Genomic DNA, 24,467 nt, shown 5'->3' on the forward strand with positions numbered 1-24,467 from the left:
CGATACTGGAAGGGCCGTCAGGCAACCGCCCGCTCCCTGCGCATCGACTGGATTTGCAGCAGCGTATCGAGGTTCTGGTTGACGCGGCAGTAGAACTCCTCGTCGATGAACGGGCGCAGCATGAAATCATTGCCGCCGGCCTTCAGGAAACGCGCTGAAAGCAACCGGTTCGAGGAGGAGGAAACGCCGATGATGCGTAACTCGTGCGAGCCGATATTCGAGCGGATGCGTCGCGTCAGCTCGAAGCCGTCGATATCGGGCATGTTGTAGTCGGTGATCATCAGGCCGATATCGCGGTTGGCCTTCAGGATCTCCAATGCCTTGGCGCCGTTCTCGGCGGTGCTGACGCGGAAATTATAGCGTTTCAGCCGGCTCGACAGCAGCGCGCGGGCCGTCGCGCTGTCGTCGACGATCAGCACGTGGTGACGATGATTGGTCAGGAACCGGCAAATCGATTCCGCCAGAAGGTCGACGGCGAAGATATTGTCCTTGAGGATATAGTCGACAATGTCCTTGGCCATCAGCTTGTCGCGCATGCCATCATGGAAGGTGCCCGTAAAGACGATGGTCGGGATGGAAAGATCGACCAGATATTCAAGCGCTTCGCCGTTTTCGGCACCCGGAAGGTTGATGTTCGAGATTGCCAGCGTGATCGGATCGGAAGACTTGTCGTAGGAAAACTGCAGATCCTCGAAGCTGCGGCAGATCTCGACGTCAATGTCGAACAGCTCCTTGAGGCGTTTGCTGATCATCGAGGTGAATACGTTGGAATCTTCCGCGACAATAATACGCGCACCGGCAAACATTTCCCCGGAATATTGCATCCCCGAAATACCTAGAAACGCCATAGCAAACCTTTGATGTAAAATCTGTCCCCGGATCAATTTGGTACATCAATTGATTTGAGTAATTATTAATCGGCGCGTCCGCATATGAAACGAAGAGGCGGCCCGATGGCATCGCCTCCGATTTCTTGCGGATATGATTAAGAAATCAGGCGCGAAGCGACGCATTCTCGGCAGGCCGGAGCCGGAACCTCCGAAGGACGGGGACGGGTGGCAGGCGACCGGGTGAGATGCCTACTCCCCTCGGCTGGCAGCGCCCGGCCAAAGCGATTATAAACTCGGTATAGACCGACCCGCCGAGAGGTTCTCCCATGACCCAATCCGACCCGGTGATCGAATGGCTCCGCGATTCCGACCCGTCGATCCGCTGGCAGGTGATGCGTGACCTCATCGACGCCCCCGAGCGGAATTGGATGGCCGAGCGGGCGAAAGTCGAGACCGAAGGTTGGGGTGCAAGGCTGCTTGCCTGCCGGGACGAGGACGGGCAATGGGCGGGCGGCGCCTTCCTGCCTGCCGGTTTCGATCCCCGGGAGTGGCGCGAGCGCGGCCAGCCATGGACTGCCACGACCTTTTCGCTGTCGCAACTGAGGGAATTCGGTCTCGATCCCGCCTGCGAGCAGGCCAGGCGCGCTGTCGAATTGATCGACGCCAATGCCCGCTGGGAAGAAGGCGGCCAGCCCTATTGGGAAGGCGAAGTCGAAGAATGCATCAACGGCCGCACCGTCGCCGACGGCGCTTATTTCGGCATCGATGTCTCGCCGATCGTCGACAGGCTGGCGGGTGAGCGTCTCGACGACGGCGGCTGGAACTGCGAGAGGGTTAACGGCTCTCACCGCTCGTCCTTCGCCAGCACCATCAATGTGCTGGAAGGCCTGCTGGAGTTCGAAAAATCGACCGGCGGCACGCCACGATCCCGCCAGGCGCGCCGGACGGGCGAAGAATTCCTGCTCGAGCGCCACCTTTTCCGCCGTCTCGGCACCGGCGAGCCGGCCGACAAAAGTTTCCTGCAGTTCCTGCACCCGAACCGCTGGCGCTACGACATTCTGCGTGCCCTCGATTATTTCCGCGCCAGCGCCATCCTCTCCGCCGTCGCTCCCGATCGCCGGCTCGGCGAGGCGATCGAGCATCTTCGCTCCCGGCGCCTTCAGGACGGCCGCTGGCCGCTCGACTGGAGCCTGCCGGGGCGGGTGTGGTTCGAAGTCGACGACGGGCAAGGCGAGCCCTCGCGATGGATCACGCTCCGCGCGATGCGGGTGCTCAGATGGTGGGACGCTGAGCTCTCAATCGATACCTGACGCCAAGCCCAGCGTGCGCAGGAAATGCGCTTCGATTTTGCGCAGCAATTCGGCGCGGCCAGCAGGTGTCTCATCGACTGGCTGATTGATCACGCCGTGCAGGGCATTGAACAGGAATACCGCCGTAAAGCCGGGATCGTCGACCGACCAGGCATCCCCGCTCGCCCCGGCGGTGAGCAGTTCGCTCAGATGGTCGATCAGGATGTTGCGCGAAAGCCCTTCGCGCGTGGCGGGGGGCTCGGCCACGAAGGCCAGATGATGCAGCCCGGCCGCGTCGAGATAACCGCTGGCGCATGCCGTCGACCAAGCGGCGAGCTTACCGCGCCAATCCTGACCCGTCCGGCCTTCGACCGCCGCGACGATGCCATCGAGCACGCCCTGCACGAAACGGGCGCGCAGTGCCTGAAGAATATCGGCCTTCGAGGAAAACTGCAGGTAGAAGGTACCCTTGGCGACCCCGGCGCCAGCCGTGATCTCTTCGATGGTGGTCTGTTCCAGGCCCTTTTCCAGGAAAAGCCGCTCGGCCGAACGCATCAGCTCGTCGCGCCGCTCTTCGGCAGGCTTGGTTCTCGGCTTTGCAACAGGATCGGTCGGCATCGGCGGGACCATCCAGGCTCACTGACGGCGGGCGGGATCGGCTCTGTGCAGGTAGCCGGCAAACACGTCACGCATCGCGGTGCTCTCGATATCAGGCAGCAACCGGCCGACCTCGCCGCGATGATAACCGGCATGCGTCACCACATGGGCCAGCATTTCCTCGCGGGACATGCGCCCGGCCCCGCCATCGGTAAAGGTGAAGTCGACGACCTCCTCCATTTCGTCAGGCGTCATGCGCGCGGTGTAGTCGACATACCAACGGTCCGTGTCCCTGATATCGGAGGCCAGCTGGACCAAAGACGGCGCTTGGCTGCTCCAGCTCGCGGTGTAGGAATGACCCAGCCGCTGAAGATTGGCGGCGAAGATGCGGTCAACGAGATGGGCATGGTTGAGAACGCGAAGGGCTGAGTGAAACGCATCCGACCGCGCCTCTTCGCCGAGCGCACTCAGCGCGTCGAGAAGCTCGTCGTCGACGCTGGCTTTGTATCGGAGCAGGGAGTTCAGCAGGGTCTTCGCGCTCATGGCAATCTCCGAGATGAAACGGGCGGCGGCAACATGACGCCGGCGCCTCAGATTTACTCGAATGACTGCCGGTCAGTCAATGGAATTTCGGCCACACCCAAGCACCATTTCATTCTTTGCTAGGCGCAGCAGGCGCTCCCTGCCGCTGATGGTCCACAGCAGACCACGGCCTTCTTGTTTTCTTCGGCAAGCCAGCGGTCACGCGGCTTGCAGCTTGCCGGCCGCGGTGAAAGCGCGACATGCACGGCACCGGCGCGGAGAACCGGCATCGCCGCGCAATAGAGCTGCATCGGCCCCACGCCGTCGCTGACTTCGAAGGTGAGCCTGGCCGAAGCGTCGAGCCGCACATGCTCCGTTACCTTGCGGACGATGGCGCAGAATTTGCCGGTCGCCATGTGTTTGCGGTCGTTTTCCTCGACATCCCAGAGCTGGATGAAGATCTCGCTCCAAGCCTCGGGATTGGCGCCGCAATCGAGACCCGCGAATTGGCCCGCCTTGACCTCGGTGATATGATAACCCGATTTCACCGGCTGCCCGTCGTAGTAGAAAACCAGCGGCGCGTCCTTTATGCCGGCAAGCATATCCAGCAGCAGGCCGAGACTGATATCGTTTTCCTGATTTTTTCCGTTGTCGATCGCATTCATATCGGCTAATCCTCATTTCAACGATTCAAGGATTATTGAAATATGGATCAGCGTCAAGCCCTCGCCGCCTTCAGCGCGCTTTCGCAGGAAACCCGCTTGCACATCATCCGCATGCTGGTTGTCTCCGGCCCGGACGGAATGGCGGCGGGCGCCATCGCGGAAAAGGCCGAGGTCTCGCCATCCAATGTCTCGTTCCATCTGAAGGAGCTGGAACGTGCCGGCCTGATTGCCCAGCAGCGCGAATCCCGCTCGATCATCTACACCGCCAGTTACGAGAGGCTCGGCGGCTTGATCCGTTTCCTGATGGAAGATTGCTGCGGCGGAAAACCTGAGATCTGCGCGCCGGCTGCCGCCGTCGCGGCATGCCGTTCCACCGCGATGAAGGGAGACCTTGCAATGACCCCGAGCACGACCGCAAAAGCGGCGACGGCCGACTGATGGCGCCGTTCGATCTGCAGCGCCGACTGGTCGCAGAGGCCACAGGCACCGCCATGCTGGTCGCAACCGTCGTCGGGTCCGGCATCATGGCGACGTCGCTGACCGAGGATGTCGGGCTTGCCCTGCTCGGCAACACGCTCGCGACCGGCGCCATGCTGGTAGTGCTGATCACCGTGCTCGGGCCGATCTCCGGTGCCCATTTCAACCCGGCCGTCTCACTGGTCTTCGCAATGTTGCGTTCGCTGCCGAAACGCGACCTCACGGGATATGTGCTGGCACAGATTGCCGGCGGCGTGGCAGGGACGATCGCCGCCCACCTGATGTTCGAACTCCCGCTCGTCGAATTCTCCAGCAAGGTTCGCACCGGCGGCGCACAATGGTTCTCCGAAGGTGTGGCGACCTTCGGCCTGGTCGCGGTCATTCTCGCCGGCATCCGGTTCGAGCAGAAAGCGGTGCCATGGCTGGTCGGCCTCTACATCACCGCCGCCTATTGGTTCACCGCCTCCACCTCGTTCGCCAACCCGGCCGTTGCGCTCGCCCGCTCCCTGACCAACACTTTTTCCGGCATCCGCCCGGTCGATCTTCCGGGCTTCTGGCTGCCGAAATCGCCGGCGCGCTCCTTGCGCTCATTCTTTTCACCTGGCTGCTGCAGCCGGCCGAGACATCGTCAACCCTATCCAGTGAGGCGAAGCTATGAACGTCACCATCTACCACAACCCGGCATGCGGCACCTCGCGCAATACGCTGGCGATGATCCGCAATGCAGGCATCGAACCCACCGTCATCGAATACGTCAAGACCCCGCCCTCGCGGGAGGAACTGGCTCGAATGATCGCCGATGCCGGCCTCACCGTGCGTGAAGCCATTCGCCAGAAGGATACGCCCTATGCCGAACTCGGCCTCGACAATCCCGATCTGACCGACGACCAGCTTCTCCAAGCCATGCTCGCGCAGCCGATCCTGATCAACCGCCCCTTCGTCGTGACACCGCTCGGCACGCGCCTGTCACGGCCATCCGAACTGGTTCTGGAAATCCTGCCGGAGACCCACAAGGGCGCCTTTACCAAGGAAGACGGCGAGAAAGTGCTGGACGCCGAGGGGAAACGGATCGTCTGATCCGCTACTTGACGACCGCCGAGCCCTTGACGATTTCGATCGTCTCGCCGCCATCGAGCCCGATGCGGTCGCCGTCGGGCGTCGTCATGAAACAGCCGGAGGAGCAGAGGCTTTCCGAAGCCCCGGCATCAACCACCACCTCGACGCGCTGGCCGCTCTCGGTGATGACGAGCACCACTGCAGCTGGATCGGTGTTGGTGATGGATGCCGCCTGGACCGCGGGCGAGGCAAGCAGCGGGACAAGCAGAACGGCGGCAAACCTTGCCATCATGTGCGGCGGCGCAGACGCGCCCTCCCCTCGAACGACCGGTGCTGCCCTCGGCAGCGATCCCGATGCTGGAGATCATGCACATAGACCTGTGAATGATGGCTGAATGAGCCGTTCAGCTCTTCAGGCTGCCATCCGCCGTCCGCCCGCGCAGCTGCCGCACCGGCCGCTCCTCTTCCTCGATGGGCTTGTTCTTTGGATCGTCTCGGCCGTCCGTCTGCTCCTTGACGGCATTAGCAAGGACAGGCGGAGCATCGCGATGGATGGTGAGGTCGCTCTGCGGCAGCGGGATCTCGATACCTTCGGCCTTGAAGCGCCGGAGGATCTCGATCCTGAGATTGTTGCGCACCGTCATGCCGTCGCCCATATCGGCGAGGAAGAAGCGCAGCTCGAAATCAAGCGAATATGGTCCGAAGCGCAGGAATTCGACGTGCGGCTCGGGATTGCGCATGACGAGCGGTATCTTCGCCGTCAGCTCCAGCAGAATATCCATCACCTGCTGCGGATCGGCATTGTAGCTGACGGAAACCGGAATTTCCGAGCGGCCGATCTTGTTGCGGTGCGTCCAGTTGCCGACCAGACCGTTGATCAGCTCCGAATTCGGCACGATGATCGACTGCTTGCGGAAAGTCTCGATCTCGGTGGCACGAACCGAGATGCGTTTGACGATGCCTTCGGCCGTGCCCGACACGACATGATCGCCGACCTTGAACGGCCGTTCGACGAGCAGGATCAGGCCGGAGACGAAGTTGGAGACGATGTTCTGCAGGCCGAAACCGATACCGACGGAGAGCGCCGAGGCGACGAGTGCGAAGCTCGAGAGATCGATGCCGGCGGCCGAGACGCCGATGATCGCGGCGATGCCGACGCCGAGATAGCCGATGCCCGTCTTGACCGAATTGCGGACGCCGAGATCGACATGGCTTCTTGCCATGACATTGCCGTCGAGCCAGCGCTGCAGCCAGCGTGTCAGCAGGTAGACGCCGGCAAACAGCAGGATGCCGGTGCAGATGCCGAGCAGCGAGATACTGATGCCGCCGAGCCTGACCTCGGTAAACAGCCGATAGGCGATAATCTGCAGATCCTGCACATGAAAGCCCCAGAGCAGCAGGATCAGCGGGACGCCGATAATCAGCGCCACGGCATAGATGGCAAGGCCGACGAGCAGGCCGGCCTGGTCGATCGCCACCGGCCCGAGATTGAAGCGGCGCGTCAGGAAGCGGGCGAAGAAGGTGTCGCCGAAGCTTTCCTGCCTTGAAATCGCTTTGCCGGAAAGCAGGCCGACATACATGGTGGCGACAACAGCACCGGTGATGATGAGCTGCGTGGCGACGAAGCGCGCGAGCCCGACATACCCCGTCAGCGCGGCGATGATCAGGCTGGCGCCGACGACCCGCAGGATGATCGCCATGCCGCGCGGCCAATGTCTGCCCGGCGCGTCGGGATCGCCGTTCCTTGCCAACATCGGCTTGCCGAAGGAGACCGTGATCAGGATCATGCCGATGATCAGCGCCGCAAACAGGCTTCGGATCACGGTCAGCACCAGCGGCGAGCCCATCGCCTCGCTGACGGTGCCGAAAAGATAGTCGAGCCCGTTGACCACAGCCATCGCCAGCAGGCAATAGCCGATCGAGCGGGCGCCGAGATTGGAAAGCCGCACAAGCCGCCAGCGCGGCTCGCGCGGCGCGAAGATGGCGTTGACGAAGCGGCCGACGAAATAGACGAGGCCGATCGTTCCGAACAGCGCGCCGATGACCGGCGCGATATCCGGTCTCAGCACGTTGAAGCCGTTGAGGAAGAAGAACGAGGTGACGAGCAGCACTGACAGCGCCATCGTGCGGATCAGTGTCGACCAGAAGGCGATCGATAACCGCCCGATATAGGACGGCTCCTCGACAGCCTCATCGCGGCGCAGATATGCGCCGAACAGCCGATAGCTGCCGGAAAGCAGGATGAGCGCCGAGGCGAGCGACAGGACGATCGCGGCAAACATCGGAAAACGCTTGAATTTCCAGACGAACACCGCCCAACTCGACAGAGCCTGCGAGAATTCGCTGATCTCGTGCACGAAGGCGCCGGCGGCATCGTCGATCACCGAAGCGGAGACCTCGGTCCGCTTGAAAAGCGTATCGGCAAACAGCTGCCGCCGCATCTCGATGATTTGGTTGACGAGCTTCGTCACCGCAATCGACAGGTTTTCGGCGTCGCCCGTCACCGCGTTGATCTGCGCCCGCTCGGCGGCGAGCGTATTGCGCTCCTGGGTGACGATCTCGGCTTCGGGAGGCTGCCCGTCCTTCGGCGGATCGCCGATCTCGGCAAGCCGGTTCTTGATCTGGTCGAAACGCGGCCTGAGATTGACCGATATAGTGATGACGGCGCGGCTGAGCTCGTCGGCCTTGGTCGCAAGCCCGACCAGCGCATCGTCATTGTCGGCATTCTGCTTGACGCCGTCCTGAAGCGCCGTCAGCTGAACCTTCGCCTTGTCGATCTCCTTCGCCGCCTGGTCGAACGGGGTATCGACAGGCGCCGGCGCGGCCGCCTGCGTCTGCGCTTCCTGCGCGAAGGCCGCGGCACCCTCGAAATGCGCGCCGGCGAGCGCCAGCGTCACGAGAAGAATGGTGCGAAGCAGGATGGACCTCAGCCGCAAAAGCGCCTCCGGAAAGGTTGTCGTCGGGATAGAATGCCTGCTTTTCCTAGCAAAGAAAGGCGACAGAAAGGCGGAAGCCCCCGGAAAGGTTTAGAAGCCGGCCCCGGGCTGGGAGAGATAATCGCGTTCCGCCGCCGTCGATTCCCGTCCGAGCATGGCATTGCGGTGCGGAAAGCGGCCATAGGCGGCGATTATGTCGCGATGGCGGATCGCATAGTCCAGATATTCCTCATCGCCAAGCGCGGTGAACAATGCCACCGAACGATCCTGCTCATCAAGGTCTTCGGCATGTTCGAACGGCAGGTAGAAGAAGGTGCGGCAGGCGGTCTCGACCGCCAGGTCGGCGCCGGCGGCAAGCGCGAGCTTGGCCTCCCGAAGCGCCAGCCCGTCGGTTGCAAAGGCGAGCGGCGTGCCGCGATAAATGTTGCGGGAAAACTGGTCGAGCAGGATCACGGCCGCGAGCCGGCTTTCGGCATCCACCCGCCATTCGTCACCGATGCCCGCGGCAAGAGCCAGATGCGTCTCTCGGAAGCCTTCGCGGATCTCGACGTCGAGCTCCGGCGGCGGGCGGAACCACAGCTCCCGGCCGCATCGGACAAACCAGAAGTCATAGACTTCCCTCGGCGTACGGATCGTCGTCATCTTCGCTTCCCCTAGCGTTAAGTTTGATAATGCGATGTCGGTAAACTATTGTCGATAAACAGATAATGGTGTGCTTGCAGCCCCCTCATCCGCCCTACGGGCACCTTCTCCCCGAGGGGAGAAGAGGGAATCGAGGCGTCGCGGCACATCTCTTCTCCCCTTGAGGAGAAGGTGCCGGCAGGCGGATGAGGGGGCCGTACGGCACACCCTACTTCCCCTCGTTCAACGAAAACACTAGCGTCGCCTTCGTCCCATCATGCCCGGGATCATAGGCAAAATCCGATTTCAAGCTCGCAGCCATGGCCGTCAATATCCGCGTCCCGAGCCCCGTTCCCCTCGCCGGGCTCTCCGGATCGAACCCCGCCCCATCGTCCTCGACGATGACCCTCAACGCCTCGTCCGTCTGATCGACAAAGACGCGGATTTCGCCCGGCACACTGTCCGGATAGGCGTATTTGAAAGCGTTGGTCACGAGTTCGCTGACGATCAAGCCGAGCGTGATCACCTTGTCGGTCGCCAGATTGACGGGCTCAGCGGTGAGCACGACGCGGTGCGGCCGCTTGTCGTCGCGCATCGAGGCTTCGAGTTCGGTAAGCAGGCTGTTCAGATATTCATCCACCTGCACCGAACCGACCTGCCGGTTGGTATAGAGCCGGCGGTGCACGCTGGCGATCGCGTTGATGCGCATCTGGGTTTCGTGCAGCGCATCGATCGCCACCTGGTCCTTGGTCATCGAGGATTGCATCCTGATCAGCGCGCCGACAAGGCCGAGGCTGTTGGCGATGCGGTGATTGACCTCGGCAAGCAGCATCTCGGCAAGATCGCGCTGCTGGCGGATCACCTCCTGCGCCTGCGCCGTCTCGCGGCGAAAGCGCGCCCGCTCCAGCGCCTGTTCGAGGGCGGCGGCGAGCAGGTCGAAATAATCGGCCGAGATCCCCTTGAACATGTAGTCGTCGGCGCCGGCTTTCAGCGCCGCGACCGCGATGCTTGTATCGTCCGAACCCGTCGCATAGATGACCGGTGGATGATCCGGCAGCGCCGTGATGCAGGGCAGGATATCGAGACCGGTCTCGCCAGCCAGGACATGATCGAGCACGACGGCGTCGACGCCGCCTTTGCCAAGTCTCGCAAGGCCGGCAGCACCATTCTCGGCCCATTCAACCGAAAAGCCGCGTCGGCCGAGGTTCTTTTGCATCAAGAGGGCGAGCCCCTCGTCGTCATCGATATAGAGGATGTGGATCAGGGCATCCGCATCGCCGCTAGAAGTGCTCATTCCGTCTCCCGGCTTTCTCTCGCAGCGACGACCGCCCGCAAGCGTCCGAGTCGTCCGCATGGCAATGTCGTATTGCATCGGCCGCCTGCGGTAAACAGCGGTCCCTCGCCCTTGTCGCTGGCGGCGCGGAAGGAGGGTGGCAGGAAGCCGGCATTTTCAGAACACGACCTGGCCTGGAGGAGGATCCGATGGAAGCCGTTGAAGAAGATTGGAGCGGCCCGATTGGTTCCGCCGCGGGCTAATTTTTCTGGAATTTCCGATGGCCGGATACTTCGGCGCCTGCCTCCGCCGGCAATTGCAGGAAGCGCAGCGACGACATGACGCCGATCGCGCCGACCACGACGAAAGCCCAGCGGAAATCGGCAAGAACGGGATTATCCGCGCCCCTCAGGGCCGAGGCGATATTCAGCACAGCCGCCGCAACGGCGACGCCGAGCAGCATCGACACCTGCTGCAGCATGCTCGACAGCGTCGAGGCCGAGCTTCGCTGCGCCGGACCGACATCGGCGAAAGCGAGCGTGTTCAGCGCAGTGAATTCCATCGACCGCGACAGGCCGGCGAGAAAAAGCAGCGCATGGATGAAAAACTGCGGCGTATCCGGCGTGAGGAAACCGCAGGCGGCGATTGAAAGCGCCGCAATCAGCCCGTTGAACACCAGCACGATGCGGAAGCCCAGGAAGCGCAAGAGCGGCGTCGTCACCGTCTTCATGCCGAGATTGCCGAGGAAGTAGACGAGCAGATAGGTGCCGGCGGCAATCGAACTCAGCCCGAAACCGAGCTGGAACAGGAGCGGCAGCAGGAACGGTGTCGCATTGATCGCCACCCGGCAGGCCGTGCCGGCCGACAGCGTCGACATCGAGAAGGTCTGGACGCGGAAGGCCGAAAGGTCGAGCAGCGGATTGTCGACGGCGAGGAAATGCCGGGTCGCCATCACAGACAGCACGATGCCGGCTGCAAGCATGGATATGACCGGTAAAAGCCCACCGTCCCATTTGACCGAAAGCTCCAGGGCGGCGAGCAGGAAGGTCAGCCCCGCAGCACTCAGGACGAAGCCGGCGAAATCCAACCGGCCGGGATCTGTCTCGCGCTGCTCCGGCACGAAGCGCAGCACCAGCGCCATGCCGAGAATGCCGATCGGGATGTTGATGAGGAAGTTCCAGTGCCAGCTGGCATAGGTCGTGATGAAGCCGCCGAGCACCGGGCCGATCACCGGTGCGGTCAGTGCCGGCCAGGTGATCAGCGCGATCGCCTGGACGAGTTCGGACTTGCGGGCGTTCTTCAGCACGATGATCCGCCCGACCGGCGTCATCAGCGCGCTGCCCGCGCCCTGGAGGGCGCGCCACAGCACAAATTCCGTAAGGCTGCCGGACAGGCCGCAGAACAGCGAGGCGGCGGTAAAGACGGCGATCGACATCAGGAAGATCCGGCGCGCGCCGAACCTGTCGCCGAGCCAGCCCGACAACGGAATGAACGCGGCCATCGTCAGCATGTAGACGGTGATGCCGATGCTCATCGACACCGGCTGGACATTAAAGCTTGCCGCCATCTGCGGCAGCGAGGTGGCGACGATCGTGCCGTCGAGGATCTGCATGAAGAAGGAAACGGCAACGACCAGCGCCACGATCTTCGCCTGGCGGCCGCTTGCCGCCTCCTGCCCATTCTCGCTCGTCTCTGCCGTGGTCATCGATCCGCCAATGAAAATTCAGGATGCCGCGGCAGGGAAACGGGAAGGAAGCTGACTGAAAATCCGCCGCGCGGGGATATGCGGATATGAACCGCCTACTGGCTGAATACGCCCGTTGCATCCGGCCGGAAAGGCTAAATCTCGCACTGCGCGGGAATATTCCGAGGGGCAGCTCGCCGCGTAAGAAAAAGGCCCCGCCGGAGCGAGGCCAAGTTTGAACCGCTCCCGGGAAAACAGGAGCGGCGTCGAGGTGATAGCCTGCGACCCATCCCGCAGCGAGGCCAGATTTCGCCGTAGCGGTACGCTTGCGGGAGAAATTTCTCTTATCGCCAAGTTTCCTCCCCAGTCTCGGCCCGGATCGCCGCGCGATCCCTTTGCTCGATGCGGGTGGACAGCACCTCTTGCGACCGGCAAAAAGGCATGACGACGGCACGAAACCAACGGACGGGTCTCAATCGATGAAACACTTCTTCAACCGCAGGGAAAACATCGTCACCGAAGCCCTGGACGGCCTGCTTCTGACGAGCCGCAAGGGCCGTCTTGCCCGCCTCGACAGTTTTCCCGATATCAAGGTGATCCTGCGCGCCGACTGGGACAAGTCGAAGGTGGCGATCATATCGGGCGGCGGCGCCGGCCACGAGCCCTCCCATGCCGGCTTTGTCGGAAAGGGCATGCTGACGGCGGCCGTTTCGGGAGAGATCTTCGCCTCGCCGAGCGTCGATGCGGTGCTGACGGCAATCCGGGCGGTGACGGGTCCGAAGGGCGCGCTGCTGATCGTCAAGAATTACACCGGCGACCGCCTGAATTTCGGCCTTGCCGCCGAAAAGGCCCGCGCCGAAGGCTTCGATGTCGAGATGGTTATCGTCGCCGACGATATCGCCCTGCCCGGCATCAGCCAGCCGCGCGGCGTCGCCGGCACCTTGTTCGTCCACAAGATCGCAGGCTACCACGCCGAACGAGGTCAGGATCTGAAAACGGTCGCGGCCCAGGCCGGAAGTGCCGCCGGCGATATCGTCTCACTCGGCATGTCGCTCTCCACCTGCAGCGTGCCCGGCCAGACGCACGAGGACCGGCTCGGCGCCGACGAAGGCGAACTCGGCCTCGGCATCCATGGCGAACCGGGCGTCGAGCGCATCGCGCTGCAGCCGGTCGCCGATATCGTTGCCATCATGTCCGCCCGCCTCTCCGCAACGCCTGGGAATACCGGCGATCACGCGCTGCTCATCAACAATCTCGGCGCCGTGCCGCCACTCGAAATGGCCGTCGTCGCCAATGCCGTGCTGGCCACCCCGCTTGGCCGCCGCACCCGCCTGATCATCGGTCCGGCGCCTGTCATGACCGCGCTCAACATGAACGGCTTCTCGCTGTCGCTGATCCCGCTGGACGCCGAGCGCGAAGCGGCCCTGACAGCCGCTGTCGAACCGCATGCCTGGATGCCCGCCGTAGAGCGCCATGGGATCGAGATCATCGCCGCACCGAGGACAGCGAGAGGAGAAGCCGCAGCCGGCGAAAACCCCGGCAACCGGCGCCTGATCGCGGCACTCTGCGAGCATCTGATTTCGCTGGAAGAGGATCTCAACCGCCTGGACGCCCGCGTCGGCGACGGCGATACCGGCTCGACCGTGGCAACAGGCGCCCGCAGCCTGCTCGCCCGCCTCGACACGCTGCCGCTCGACCGGCCGGCGGCCACCCTTGCCGCGATCGGCGATATTCTCGGCACCAGTATGGGTGGATCGAGCGGCGTGCTGCTGTCGATCTTCTTCACCGCCGCGGCCAAGGCGATGGCCGACAAATCAAATATATCGGCAGCCCTTCTGGCCGGGCTCGACCGGATGGCCTTCTACGGCGGAGCGGAGGTCGGCGACCGCACGATGGTCGATGCGCTCTCGCCGGCGCTGCATGCGCTAGCCTCCGGCGGCGTTGCAGCAGCGGCAAAGGCGGCGGCATCAGGCGCGGAATCGACGAAGGCGATGACCAAGGCGAAAGCCGGACGTTCCTCCTATGTCGGCGCAAGGGATCTGGCCGATGTGGCCGATCCCGGCGCTGTCGCGGTCGCCGCAGCCTTCACCGTGGTGGCGGGTCTTCAGACGTAAAGCGGAGCCATCCTCCGCCAAGCGCCGGCGCGATGGGCGCGGCCGTCCCATACATGCAGCTGGTGGCGAATATTCTTCTCGCCCAGCAGCCGGCTGAGATAGCGGTTGTTGTCGAGGAAGGGATCGGCATCGCCGATGGTCAGCACGATCTCGATCTCGCGCAGCCTGTCGAGCCGCCAGTCCGAGCCGAGGCCGGGCAGGAAATGCGTCGGGGTGTGGAAATAGACGCTGTCATCGTAATAGCCGTCGAACAGGTCGTCGAAGGATTCCACCTTCATCGTCAGATCGTAGCGCCCGGAAAAGGCGACGAGCTTGCGGAAGAGATGCGGGTGGCGGAAAACGAGGCTTGCCGCCTGGAAGGCGCCGAGGCTGCATCCGTGCACGATGGTGCAGTCATGTGGATTCTTCGCCGCCATCAGCGGCAGCACCTCGTTGAGGATATAATCCTCCAAAGCGGCATGCCGGCGGATGCGATCGGCCGGATGGCGGTGGAAGCCGTAAAGGCTCTCGGTCGCCAGCCCCTCGATGCAGTAAAGCTGGAGATGGCCGGCCTGCAGCTTGTCTGCAAGGCTTGCGACCAGGCCGAGCTGTTCATATTCGAAAAAGCGCCCTTCTCGCGTCGGAAAAACCAGCACCTTGGCGCCGGCATGGCCGAACACCAGCATCTCCATGTCTCGATGCAGACGCTGACTGTACCAGCGCAGATATTCGCGGTTCATGGCACCCTGAAGAACTGTCCGATCTTGTCGCGGAGAACCGCCTCTTGCTCAGCACTTCCAGGGTAGTCGAAATGCCCGGCGTCCAGGATGAAGATTTCATTAAATTTCGGTATCGAATTGGCGACAGCGAACTGGCAGGGCGGCGCGACCGAAGGATCGAAAAGCGCCACCGCCGTCAGCATCGGCACCCTGATCCGCCGCGCCGCCGTCGCCGCATCGAAGAAGCGCAGCGTCTCCAGCACGTTTCCATGTTCCGCCTGATATTCCTGCACTCCTTGCGCGCTGCCGACGCTCGGCAGTTCGAGGCGCAGCGGCTGGTGCCCGAAGCTTGGAAGCGCGAGATGCCCGCGGTCGATGCGCGGATCATAGGCGATCGCCATCGCCCCGACGCCGCCGCCGAAGCTGATGCCGCTATAACCGACATGCCCTGAAAGCCAGGGATAGAGGGCTGCGAGCGTCGAGACTGCAAGCCAGATATCCTCGACGCAGCCGCCGATGATATAGGAATCCTTCTTGTCGATATCATGCAGCACATGCCAGGAAGGGTTCTCGGAAATCGGCGGATGGCGGCTCAGCGACAGCCCGCGGCAGCAGGGAAAGATGAGCGCCGTTTCCTTGACCGGCAGATCGAAATCCGGACGGTCGCGCCCGCCGTAACCATGGCCGACGACGAGACCGCGCCGTACCTGCCCCTCACGCGGCAGGAGCAGCCAGCCGCCGATCCGGAACGCATCTGTGGAGAGATAGACGAGGTCGAGCACGTGCCAATCGGGATGGGTGAGCTGGCTCCGGGAAAGCACCGGCTGCGGATCGACTGTCAGCGCCTTTTGATACCGCGCCTCCCAGAATGCGTCGAAACCACCAGGCTCCTCCGGCGGCTCGACCGCAAGAAGCTCTTCGAGCCGCATGCCGTAGGTCGGGTCGAAGGCGAAGGGATGTGTTGTAGGAATGCTCATCCGCGCTTTGTCCCGTGAAAAGCCCGGCCGCGCAAGGCGCTCTCCCCGGTTGCGGCGACCCAGCACCCTGCGATCGAGCGGGGTGTGTGACAGCTGAGCCAGTTCGCCATGATGGTATTGGCAACGGTCGGCCATTGGTATCGGCGTGAGGCTACCATATCTTGGCGGGACGCCAACGGAAGGATTGCCGCATGACCGATTCACGCTCGAAGACCCTCCGATTGCACATGCCGCAATGGCAAGGCGGCAATCTCAGCGACTATCACCTGAGTTCAGAGCTGCTCTCCTGGCTTCTGCCGCCCTCCGACGGCCCGGATGAAACCGTGCCGGTCCCCTCTCCCGGCGGCCCAGGATCACTCAGGATGGAAGACGGAATCCTCGCAAAGACGGCGCTTCTCGAGCAGGTCCGTTCCGCCCGCCGAGCGATCGAGAAGCATCGACCGGATAAAATCCTCACCATCGGCGGCGATTGCCTCGTCGATCTCGCTCCGATCGCTTATCTCAACAAACACTATGGCAGGGTCGGCGTGTTGTGGATCGACGCACACCCCGATGTGCAGACGCCGAAGGAAACACCCCATGCCCATGCGCAAGTGCTCGGAATGCTCCTTGGCCAGGGCGCCGCGACTTCGCGGCGGAAGTCGAAAATCACGTCGACCCCGCTTTGGTGATGTATGCCGGTCTGGACGAATGGTCGGCGGCGGAAGACGAAATCCTCAAGCGCATGTCGCTCCGGCGAACCGGCTCAGCCGAACTACGGACGGACAGCGCTGCGATCCTGAACTGGATCGAGGAGCAGCGCATCGCGTATCTCGCCGTGCATCTCGATATCGACGCGATCAATCCGGCACATTTCAGGTCGATCCTCTTCAACAAGCCCGACGCCGGCCCCGGCTTCCTCCAGGGCGTCCCGCGCGGCCGCCTCGAACCAGCTCACGTCGTCCGCCTCCTCCGGGATGTCGCGGCGAAAGCGGAAATCGTCGGCCTGGCGATCACCGAATATATTTCATGGGACGCCATCCAGACGCGGGCGCTGCTGGCTGAGCTGCCTCTGATTGGAGATTGAAAATTGGGGCTTGGCGGCGATCGCCGCGCGTAACCTCCCGAACGCCTTCCGGCGCGCGCAGCCGCGCCAGGGTGAATGGTTGACCCGCTATCGCGACAAGTACGAAGCCATCATGCAGGCGATCGCCGAAGGCGACGGCGAGATGGCCTCACGCCGTATGCGCGCTCACATGCTGAACGCCGCCACCTCGCTCAGCCGCCTCATCGAGACCAATAAGCCGGTGTGCCCCCCTAAGGAATCGGGCAGTGGTACTTATAATGAGCCAAGGTCATCATCAGCTCGTCGCCGGTCGCCTCGCGTATGCCGGGATTCTCTTCGAGGAACGTGCATAGCGTATTGCCGATCGCTTCCGCCGTGGTCCCGGTTGGAATGCAGACGTTAACACCAACGGCGATTGCAAAATGCGCCGAGTTCACCATCCTGCTGGGTCTGGGAGCGGCCTCGGTAAAAATGCGACGGGCGAGATACTCGTCACTATTCCATTTGTCCAACCAGCCGGCAACATACCCGACGACAAACTGCCGGGACCCGCTGCAATCAGAATAGAGAACGTCACCGCTGGATAATCCGGCGGGAATCTTTGCTGAAACCGTTGCCAACAGGGTGGCGATAAGAATGCCCGACATCACAACTCCCCAAGTCTGAATGGCGCGGAGCTTCGATCGGGAAAATGTCGGAAATGAGCTTCAAACGTGTCATCTTTTGTGCCGCATTCAAAAGTAGCAATGAGCGGCAATTTGTGTGCAGTTACGAGGTCGACAAAACACGGTGCAATCCCGCGATACACTCTCGCTCAAGCAGTTGGACGCACCGGATTCTTGTGATCGCCCGCCGTCAACCTCGGTCGAAACGGCTCACCTCAAGTCCGCTGCCGACCGGCAGCAGCACGCTTGAGATCCCCAGTTTGGCGCGGATGGCTTCGCCGTAGCGCCTTACATCCTCACCCCCGGGTCGGATCATATTGTCGGCGACGATGATCGCGCCCGGATTGAGCTTGGGATAGAAGGCCTCGAGGCAGGGAAGGTAAAGGTCCTTCCAGAGATCCACGAGCACGAAGTCGATGCCCTCAGAAAGCGCGCCGATCATCTGGACGGCGTCGCCGACCTTGAACTCGACATGGTCGGCAAGGCCCGCCTTGACGGCCATGTCGCGCGCATAGGCCGACTTGTAATCGTGCATTTCCATGGTGATCAGCCGGCCGCCGGTAGCGCGGGCGGCTTCCGCCAGCCATATCCCGGAATAGCCGAAGGAGGTGCCGAGTTCGAGAATGATCGGCGCCTTGAGGCTCCTGGCGAGAATATTGATGAACTGCCCGGTCTCCGGCCCGACCGCGCGCAGCCGCTTATCCTGCCCTCCATCGCGGCCGCCGGGAGGCTGCTCGCGCGGGCTGTTGCGCTCCGTCTCGATCATCCCGTGATAGATGTCGAGCACTTCCTCGATCCGGTTGTCCATCGGCCCTGCCCTTCTATCTCGATTGATGGCCGACATTGCCCGACCGAACTGGCTCGGAAAAGTTAAACTTCGGCAATCATCGGGTTTTGCGGCCTCGATGCGGTTGCACATGCCGCCGCGCTCCGCTACATCAAGCCCGTCAATGGCCGGGTCACCCGGCCACGTAAGCGTTAACGTCACTCAACGCGTATGATCGAACGGCTTTGCGGCTTCGATCTGCGCGACTGTGTCCTGCGGATCGAGTTTCAATAGCTCCTGAGGACACATGGATAACAATCAATTCAAAGAGCAGACTTCATCCCCCGGCATCGAGCGGGTGCGCCACGAGACGCGCCGGCGCGCACTGACGGTCGAAAGCGTCATCGACATCACCCCCGGCATGCGCCGCATCGCATTGAGCGGCGACGATCTCGCCGATTTCACCAGCCTTGCGCCTGACGACCACATCAAGATCTTCGTTCCCGCCGCCGATGGCGGAGAAGAGCGCCGGGATTATACGCCGCGCCGCTATGACAATGCCGCGCGGAGCTTGACCATCGACTTCGCCTTGCACGAGGCAGGTCCGGTCACGCAATGGGCGATCGGCGCACGCCCCGGCGACAGGCTCGAGATCGGCGGGCCAAGAGGCTCTGCCGTGGTCTCGAAGGCGGTGACGCGATGGTTGCTGATCGGCGACGAGACCGCGCTGCCTGCGATCGGCCGCCGCATCGAGGAGAGTGCGGCCGGAACCGTCATCACCGCGATCGCCGCCGTCACCGGCCCCCTGGAAGAGCAGAGCTTCGAAACCCGAGCGGACCTTGATGTCCACTGGGCGCACCGGCCTCTCTCCGAGGCAACCGATGCCGCTGCACTGCTGAAACTGTTGAGCATGATCGACATCAGGCCGGAAACCTTCGTCTGGGCCGCGGCGGAAGCATCGGTGACACGCGATATCCGCGCCCATCTGCTGGAACGGGGCTACCCGCTGAGCTGGATCAAGGCATCCGGCTATTGGGTATTCGGCAAGGCCGATGCGACGGAGAAGTTCGGTTAACCCGTAGACGCCGACGCTGGCCGCCGCTCCGGAAGCTGGGGCGACGGCCGGACACGCTGTCAGAAAGCAGCCGGATATACATTGCGATTTAATCGGGTGCGATATATATGTATTCCTAAGCAATCAGAGCGTTGATAGGATTTCCCATGGCCACCTCCAAAACCGCGAAACAGCCCGAGATGCCTGCACCCGCCGGCCCAGGTGCGGAGCGCCGTAAGCTTTCGACTTTCCTGTGCTTCGCGGTCTATTCGGCCAATCTTGCCTTCGGCCGCGCCTACAAGCCGGTTCTCGACGCACTCGGCCTGACCTATACCCAATACATCGCCATGGTGGCCCTCTCCGAGGAGGACGACCAGACGGTCAGCATGCTGGGGGAAAAACTGTTCCTCGAATCCAACACGCTGACCCCCATTCTCAAGAAGCTGGAGTCCTCGGGCTTTATCACCCGCCATCGCGACCCCGCCGACGAACGGCAGGTGCGCGTGAACCTGACGCCCGCGGGGCGCGATCTTCTCGACACCGATCCCGGCTCAGTCCTGATCGACGCCGTCGGCCTCGGCGACGATTTCCCCATCGTACAGAAATCGGTGACGCGGCTGCGCGACAACTTGCTGCGGGCGCAGGCGGAGCCGCAAAAATCATGATCGCGGCACATGTCGGCATTCGGTGATATGCCCGAGATCGCAATCGGCGCATTGATCGGGAATGGGAGCGTTCTTCTCGCCAGGCGAAATTCGGAGCGCAGGACGCACCCGGATCGGTGGAGCCTGCCGGGCGGCCATGTCGAAGATGGCGAAGACGCCGAGACGGCAATGCGCCGGGAATTGCTGGAAGAAATCGGCGTGATGCCACAGCACTGGCTGTTTGCCGGAGAGTTCGTTTCGGAAAGCCCGCCCGGGGCATCCGCCACCTTCCATGTCTATCACGTCGACCGATGGCAGGGATCGCCGCGACTTATCGGCGATGAACACACGGCGCTCAGATGGTTTACCGCCGCCGAGATAGAATGCGAAACCGAGCTGGCGCCGCCTCAGATCGGCAAAATACTCACAAAGCTTCTCCTGCAGCAGAGTGGCAAAGATTGAAAGCGTTTGGCGGCCCGGTTCGGCGCAACCCGATTTTGCCTTACTGGCGCAGCGACCGGAACGCCGTTCTCAGCTCGGCCGTCATAGCCGTCGGCTGTTCCCAGGCGGCAAAATGGCCGCCCTTGTCGAGCCTGTTGTAGTGGATGAGTTTCGGATAGGCTTTCTCTGCCCAGCTGCGCGGCGCCGCATAGATCTCGTCGGGAAAGACGCTTACGGCAACAGGAATCTTGATGCCTCTGGGATCGAAGAAGCCTCCGCTCGGAAAATGCGCATTATCCCAGTAGAGCCGCGCCGAGGAGATTGCGGTATTCGTCAGCCAGTAGAGCGTAACGTTGTCGAGGATATCGTCCTGCGTCAGACCTTCCGGCTTTCCATCGAAAACGCGGGCGATCATCTGGTAGCTGCGAATATCGTGGTCGAGCATCCAGGCCGCCAGGCCGACCGGCGAGTCGACGATCCCGTAGAGCGTCTGCGGCCGGTTGTTCATCTCGATCGCATAACCCAGCCCGTTCTTGTAGAAGTCGTCGAGCTGTTCCCAGGCCTGCTTTTCATCAGCTGAAAGACCGGCGGGCGGCGGCCCGCCGGCTGCGAGCGCCTTGGCGATATCGGCTGGAACCGTGGCCGCCATGTTCGTATGGACGGCAAGCAATCCCGGCGGCTCCTGCAGAGCCATCAGCTCGGTGACCGCGTTTCCCCAATCACCGCCTTGCGCCACGAACTTCGTGTAGCCGAGGCGTTGCATCAGCACCACCCAGGCACGGGCGATGCGAGGAGGGTTCCAACCCGGCGCCGTCGGCTTACCGGAGAAACCGTAGCCCGGCAGCGATGGGATCACCACATCAAACGCGTCCGCTTCGCTTCCGCCATGCGCTGTCGGGTCGGTGAGCGGCTCGATGATCTTCAGCTGCTCGATAATCGAGCCCGGCCAGCCATGGGTGATGATAATAGGCAATGCATTTTCGTGCTTGGAGCGGACGTGAATGAAATGAATATCCAGCCCATCGATCTCGGTGACGAATTGCGGCAGCGCATTGAGCCGCGCCTCCATCTTACGCCAGTCGTAATCCCCAGCCCAATGGTTCGCGAGCTTCTGGATCGTCGCCAGCCGTACACCTTGCGTATCGTCCGTGACCGTCTCCTTATCGGGCCAGCGCGTTGCCGCGACGCGTCGGCGCAGGTCCTCGAGCGCCTCCTCGGGGAAATTGATGCTGAAGGGGCTGAGCATCTCGCCATTCGCCTGCGCGCTGGGCGTTCCGGCAAGCAGGCTGATGGCACCGGCTGCGGCGGTGGCTGCAAGCAGCTCCCGCCTTGTGAGCGATGGTAGGGATGGCGGTGACATGACGCTCTCCTCTCGTTCGATCTGCTTGGATGGACGAGGATCGACTGGCCGACCTCGTAGCAACAGCAGGTCATTCGCGTCTGGCCGGGACTATGCTCCCGGGCAATACGGGGGTCAATCACCCCGTCAGGCTATGCTTCGACCGCCATGACAGGCCTCTTAGGCTGACGCGATGCCACGCCAAGCGCGCCCTCCTCCATCATCTCGGCCGCTTTCGCGTAACCGCCGCCCATTCCATCGAGGAAATGCAGGTGCGAATCCGGCCGGCCGGATGGCACGAGGCAGGTCATCAGCGCGTGAGACTGGCGGTGCAGGCCGAAATCGATCTGGCCGCGCGCCCGCGCCGCAATGAGCATGGCTTCGACGCTGTCGATTTGCTCGGGCGCGCAGTCCAGCGTCAGGCGCAGGCCGTCGTCGAACTTGCGGAAATCCGAATTGGAGGCGACCTCCGACCAGCGTGTGGCGCTGACCTGCTTCTCTCTCGCCATACCCGTCCCTCCGGACAGCGGATGGGACCGGCGCGGCGCGGCGTCGAAAACCGCCAGAACGCGTTTCGCCAGCGCCGCAAAGATTTCCGCGCGCGTCTGGTCGCGCGGCTCGACCAGCAACGACAGGATCTCGCCGCGCTGGCTCGGGAACGGCGCCCAGTCGCAGCTCAAGCCCGTCAGGTCAGGCTTCATTGCATAGCGGCCGGGCTTGACAAGAAAACGTCCCTTCTTGATCTGCTGCTCCGCCCATTTGAGCCCACCTCCGGCAAACATCGCATAGGTCACGCTTTCGGAAGCGGCATAGCGCGCGATCCTGACATCGCGCCCGTTGGCGCGGATTTCGCCGACGGTGACGAGCCCGACGCGCAGGTCGAGATGAAGCTCGGCTTTGGCGAAGCCCGCGACATCACGCAAGGCCGATGTCGCAGCCATGATGCCGTTCGCCGGCAACGCGAAGGCTGCTCCGTCTCCGCGAAACACGAAGGGAAAATCGAACGAACCCCAGGCATTGCCGAGGGCGGCGATGATCGACGCGCCGGCATAATTGACGTCTTCATAGCGCCCCGATCGGATCGCCGCGGTCGAGCTGACGACATCGGTAATGCCGATCAGCCAATCGTCAGGCAACGGCTCGTAGACACCGGGATCGAGCACGAGCGAAAACTCGTCATAGGCCTGATGCGGCTCGGCGTAGCTGTTGATCATGGCACATTCTCCGGATCGGCAGGTTGGACTGCTGGCTCAGAAACGGGTCTGCCGCCGATCGGCAGACCCCGCTTGAAGGTGACGGCGCGAGGCCGGCCCTTCCCGTTCAGACGAGCCTGGTTTCGACGTCGATATTGCCGTGGACCGCCTTGGAATATGGGCAGATGCCGTGGGCCGCCTCGATCAGCTCCTGCGCGATCCCGCGATCGATGTCTGCCAGGCTGACATCGAGCCGTGCGCGCAGGAAGTAAGAGCCGTTATCGCCATTGAGCGTGATCTCGGCATCGACCTCGGGACCGGCTGGCAACGTGATCTTCCGCTGCGCGGCAGCGAGTTCGATGGCGCCGATATAGCAGGCCGACCAGGCGGCGCCGAACAGGTTTTCGGCCGCCGGATGCGGCTGCGGCAGCTTGACGTCGAGCGTGCCGTCGCTGCTGCGTGCATAGCCGTTGCGGCCGCCGGCGATATGGGTCTTGCCAGCAAAAAGAAGCTTCTCAGTCATTGTCATGTCCTTCGGTTTGATTGCTTTATCGTATCCGATTTAATCGGATGCGCTCTAATATATCGAACCGAAGTCGATGTCAACGCTATTCCGATTTAATCGGATGCGATTTATTTTTCACCAGCAGAAGGCTTGAGCCAGCCGCGCGGGCAGGCTCGAGCGACGCCTTGTCCCGTCTTGTCCGGGAACGAAGCCCTCTATAGGCTCTGCCTCGAGGCCCGGGACTTCACTGGGAAGGCGGAGAATTGAGATGTCCTCCATAACCGAAGGCAATGCGGTGCAGTATGGCGACAGCCGCAAGCTCGCCGCCCGCGCCAGGCTCCATACCGAATATACCATCGCCGAAACCGGCTGGTTCCCGTGGGTTGCCGGGCGGGTGCCCCTGAAACCGGGAAATCACGTGCTCGACGTCGGTTGCGGGCCGGCATGGTTCTGGGCCGCAACGGCAAGCTTGCTGCCGGAGGATCTGCACCTGACGCTGACCGACCTTTCGTCAGGCATGGTCGACGAGGCAGTGGCGCGCTGCAGCACGCTACCCTTCGGCTCCGTTCGAGGCTGCCGGGCCGACGCCGCCGCACTTCCTTTCGAAGACGGCGCCTTCGATCTGGTGATCGCCATGCATATGCTCTATCACCTGCCCGCCCCGGCCGCCGGCATCGCAGAGATGGCAAGGGTCTTGAAACCGGGCGGCGTTCTCGCGGTCACCACCAACGGCATCGGCAATATGCGCGAGATCTATCGCCTGACGACCGTCTTCGGCAGCACGCCGACCGATCCGGCCGCCGAAGCCTTCGGATATGACGCCGCCGAACAAATGATGCGATCGCAATTCGGAAACGTCGCCATGTCGCAGTATCCGGCAAGCATGCGGATCACCGAACCGGAGGATGTCTTCCTGGCTCTCACTTCCTATCCGCCCGGCGAAGGCGCCGACGAGCCTCACCTCACCCGCTTCCGCCAGGCGATCGCCGATGCCTTCAGGCAAGGCAGCGGCGCCCTCGACGTCAGCAGGGAAACCGGGCTGTTCCTCAGCAGGAAGCCAGCCTGATCGGACCACC

At 62.7% G+C, this 24,467-nt stretch carries 26 protein-coding genes and 2 pseudogenes; 12 read left to right on the top strand and 16 right to left on the bottom strand.

Annotation, left to right across the window (positions count from 1 at the left end; translation table 11 throughout):
• Positions 1-17: 17 nt before the first annotated feature.
• Positions 18-848 (bottom strand): response regulator, encoded by an 831-nt coding sequence (locus CO657_RS11240; protein ID WP_003593930.1) that lies wholly within the window; start codon positions 846-848, stop codon positions 18-20.
• A gap of 308 nt (positions 849-1,156) precedes the next feature.
• Between CO657_RS11240 and CO657_RS11245 the strand changes: the two genes are divergently transcribed.
• Positions 1,157-2,140, top strand: a complete 984-nt coding sequence (locus tag CO657_RS11245; RefSeq protein WP_054185654.1) for a hypothetical protein — start codon at positions 1,157-1,159, stop codon at positions 2,138-2,140.
• On the opposite strand, the gene CO657_RS11250 is transcribed toward CO657_RS11245, so the two are convergent.
• From CO657_RS11250 to CO657_RS11260, 3 genes are all read right to left on the bottom strand, one after another.
• Positions 2,126-2,737 (bottom strand): TetR/AcrR family transcriptional regulator, encoded by a 612-nt coding sequence (locus CO657_RS11250; protein ID WP_197283926.1) that lies wholly within the window; start codon positions 2,735-2,737, stop codon positions 2,126-2,128. The two genes, CO657_RS11245 and CO657_RS11250, sit on opposite strands and share 15 nt — an antisense overlap.
• Before the next feature lie 18 nt (positions 2,738-2,755).
• Positions 2,756-3,259 carry a DinB family protein gene (locus CO657_RS11255; RefSeq protein ID WP_012557987.1) on the bottom strand — a complete coding sequence of 168 codons (504 nt, stop codon included), beginning with the start codon at positions 3,257-3,259 and terminating at the stop codon, positions 2,756-2,758.
• 119 nt (positions 3,260-3,378) lie between these two features.
• The gene (locus CO657_RS11260; protein WP_054185652.1) at positions 3,379-3,903 is read right to left on the bottom strand and encodes a DUF6428 family protein; all 525 of its coding nucleotides are present in this window, start codon (positions 3,901-3,903) and stop codon (positions 3,379-3,381) included.
• Between the two features lie 42 nt (positions 3,904-3,945).
• On the opposite strand from CO657_RS11260, the gene CO657_RS11265 reads away from it, so the two are divergent.
• From CO657_RS11265 to arsC, 3 genes and pseudogenes are all read left to right on the top strand, one after another.
• Positions 3,946-4,341, top strand: coding sequence for an ArsR/SmtB family transcription factor (locus tag CO657_RS11265; protein WP_054185651.1), 396 nt, complete (start codon positions 3,946-3,948; stop codon positions 4,339-4,341).
• Positions 4,341-5,038: pseudogene (locus CO657_RS11270) on the top strand (MIP/aquaporin family protein). The gene CO657_RS11265 and the pseudogene CO657_RS11270 overlap by 1 nt, the downstream one beginning before the upstream one ends.
• A complete protein-coding gene (gene arsC / locus CO657_RS11275) occupies positions 5,035-5,457 on the top strand; it encodes an arsenate reductase (glutaredoxin) (protein WP_003593922.1) in 423 nt (140 codons plus the stop codon). Before CO657_RS11270 ends, arsC begins: the two are co-directional and overlap by 4 nt.
• Positions 5,458-5,461: 4 nt before the next feature.
• Here arsC and CO657_RS11280 read toward each other — a convergent pair whose 3' ends face one another.
• From CO657_RS11280 to CO657_RS11300, 5 genes are all read right to left on the bottom strand, one after another.
• On the bottom strand, positions 5,462-5,728 hold the full coding sequence (locus CO657_RS11280) for a hypothetical protein (protein ID WP_054185650.1): 267 nt from the start codon (positions 5,726-5,728) through the stop codon (positions 5,462-5,464).
• A gap of 112 nt (positions 5,729-5,840) precedes the next feature.
• On the bottom strand, positions 5,841-8,372 hold the full coding sequence (locus CO657_RS11285; RefSeq protein ID WP_054185649.1) for a mechanosensitive ion channel family protein: 2,532 nt from the start codon (positions 8,370-8,372) through the stop codon (positions 5,841-5,843).
• Positions 8,373-8,462: 90 nt separating this feature from the next.
• On the bottom strand, positions 8,463-9,014 hold the full coding sequence (locus tag CO657_RS11290) for a DUF924 family protein (RefSeq protein WP_003593916.1): 552 nt from the start codon (positions 9,012-9,014) through the stop codon (positions 8,463-8,465).
• A gap of 208 nt (positions 9,015-9,222) precedes the next feature.
• The gene (locus tag CO657_RS11295) at positions 9,223-10,287 is read right to left on the bottom strand and encodes a histidine kinase dimerization/phosphoacceptor domain -containing protein (RefSeq protein WP_054185648.1); all 1,065 of its coding nucleotides are present in this window, start codon (positions 10,285-10,287) and stop codon (positions 9,223-9,225) included.
• A 238-nt stretch (positions 10,288-10,525) separates the two neighbouring features.
• A complete protein-coding gene (locus CO657_RS11300) occupies positions 10,526-11,971 on the bottom strand; it encodes an MFS transporter (protein WP_054185647.1) in 1,446 nt (481 codons plus the stop codon).
• Between the two features lie 458 nt (positions 11,972-12,429).
• Here CO657_RS11300 and CO657_RS11305 point away from each other — a divergent pair, with 458 nt between their 5' ends.
• The gene (locus CO657_RS11305) at positions 12,430-14,064 is read left to right on the top strand and encodes a dihydroxyacetone kinase subunit DhaK (protein WP_012557995.1); all 1,635 of its coding nucleotides are present in this window, start codon (positions 12,430-12,432) and stop codon (positions 14,062-14,064) included.
• Here the strand turns inward: CO657_RS11305 and CO657_RS11310 are convergent.
• Entirely contained in the window at positions 14,055-14,783 is a 729-nt protein-coding gene (locus CO657_RS11310) for an esterase family protein (protein WP_012557996.1), read from the bottom strand. The two genes, CO657_RS11305 and CO657_RS11310, sit on opposite strands and share 10 nt — an antisense overlap.
• The gene (locus CO657_RS11315; protein ID WP_054185646.1) at positions 14,780-15,739 is read right to left on the bottom strand and encodes an acetylxylan esterase; all 960 of its coding nucleotides are present in this window, start codon (positions 15,737-15,739) and stop codon (positions 14,780-14,782) included. The genes CO657_RS11310 and CO657_RS11315 overlap by 4 nt, the downstream gene beginning before the upstream one ends.
• Before the next feature lie 191 nt (positions 15,740-15,930).
• Here CO657_RS11315 and CO657_RS37110 point away from each other — a divergent pair, with 191 nt between their 5' ends.
• The 3 genes and pseudogenes from CO657_RS37110 to CO657_RS11325 form a co-directional block, all read left to right on the top strand.
• On the top strand, positions 15,931-16,410 hold the full coding sequence (locus CO657_RS37110; RefSeq protein ID WP_197283925.1) for an arginase family protein: 480 nt from the start codon (positions 15,931-15,933) through the stop codon (positions 16,408-16,410).
• The gene (locus CO657_RS37115) at positions 16,410-16,805 is read left to right on the top strand and encodes an arginase family protein (RefSeq protein ID WP_197283924.1); all 396 of its coding nucleotides are present in this window, start codon (positions 16,410-16,412) and stop codon (positions 16,803-16,805) included. The genes CO657_RS37110 and CO657_RS37115 overlap by 1 nt, the downstream gene beginning before the upstream one ends.
• 16 nt (positions 16,806-16,821) lie before the next feature.
• A pseudogene (locus CO657_RS11325) lies at positions 16,822-17,025 on the top strand (FCD domain-containing protein); the annotation flags it as partial.
• Positions 17,026-17,035: 10 nt separating this feature from the next.
• On the opposite strand, the gene CO657_RS11330 reads toward CO657_RS11325, so the two are convergent.
• On the bottom strand, positions 17,036-17,431 hold the full coding sequence (locus CO657_RS11330) for a Rap1a/Tai family immunity protein (protein WP_054185645.1): 396 nt from the start codon (positions 17,429-17,431) through the stop codon (positions 17,036-17,038).
• A 208-nt stretch (positions 17,432-17,639) separates the two neighbouring features.
• Positions 17,640-18,257 carry an O-methyltransferase gene (locus CO657_RS11335; protein WP_054185644.1) on the bottom strand — a complete coding sequence of 206 codons (618 nt, stop codon included), beginning with the start codon at positions 18,255-18,257 and terminating at the stop codon, positions 17,640-17,642.
• A 265-nt stretch (positions 18,258-18,522) separates the two neighbouring features.
• On the opposite strand from CO657_RS11335, the gene CO657_RS11340 reads away from it, so the two are divergent.
• The 3 genes from CO657_RS11340 to CO657_RS11350 all read left to right on the top strand — a co-directional run bounded on the left by CO657_RS11340 (position 18,523) and on the right by CO657_RS11350 (position 20,375).
• A complete protein-coding gene (locus tag CO657_RS11340) occupies positions 18,523-19,290 on the top strand; it encodes a siderophore-interacting protein (RefSeq protein WP_054185643.1) in 768 nt (255 codons plus the stop codon).
• Between the two features lie 146 nt (positions 19,291-19,436).
• A complete protein-coding gene (locus CO657_RS11345; protein ID WP_054185642.1) occupies positions 19,437-19,934 on the top strand; it encodes a MarR family winged helix-turn-helix transcriptional regulator in 498 nt (165 codons plus the stop codon).
• A gap of 27 nt (positions 19,935-19,961) precedes the next feature.
• Entirely contained in the window at positions 19,962-20,375 is a 414-nt protein-coding gene (locus CO657_RS11350) for an NUDIX hydrolase (protein WP_054185681.1), read from the top strand.
• A gap of 40 nt (positions 20,376-20,415) precedes the next feature.
• Here CO657_RS11350 and CO657_RS11355 read toward each other — a convergent pair whose 3' ends face one another.
• The 3 genes from CO657_RS11355 to CO657_RS11365 all read right to left on the bottom strand — a co-directional run bounded on the left by CO657_RS11355 (position 20,416) and on the right by CO657_RS11365 (position 23,409).
• The gene (locus CO657_RS11355) at positions 20,416-21,714 is read right to left on the bottom strand and encodes an epoxide hydrolase family protein (protein WP_054185641.1); all 1,299 of its coding nucleotides are present in this window, start codon (positions 21,712-21,714) and stop codon (positions 20,416-20,418) included.
• A gap of 131 nt (positions 21,715-21,845) precedes the next feature.
• Positions 21,846-22,907, bottom strand: a complete 1,062-nt coding sequence (locus CO657_RS11360; RefSeq protein WP_054185640.1) for a DUF3095 family protein — start codon at positions 22,905-22,907, stop codon at positions 21,846-21,848.
• Positions 22,908-23,013: 106 nt separating this feature from the next.
• Positions 23,014-23,409: an Ohr family peroxiredoxin gene (locus tag CO657_RS11365; RefSeq protein WP_054185680.1), complete on the bottom strand. Its 396-nt coding sequence runs from the start codon at positions 23,407-23,409 to the stop codon at positions 23,014-23,016.
• 250 nt (positions 23,410-23,659) lie between these two features.
• On the opposite strand from CO657_RS11365, the gene CO657_RS11370 reads away from it, so the two are divergent.
• Positions 23,660-24,457, top strand: a complete 798-nt coding sequence (locus CO657_RS11370; protein ID WP_054185639.1) for a class I SAM-dependent methyltransferase — start codon at positions 23,660-23,662, stop codon at positions 24,455-24,457.
• Positions 24,458-24,467 lie beyond the last annotated feature (10 nt).

Origin of the sequence: Rhizobium acidisoli (assembly GCF_002531755.2) — a bacterium.
Lineage (GTDB): Bacteria > Pseudomonadota > Alphaproteobacteria > Rhizobiales > Rhizobiaceae > Rhizobium > Rhizobium acidisoli.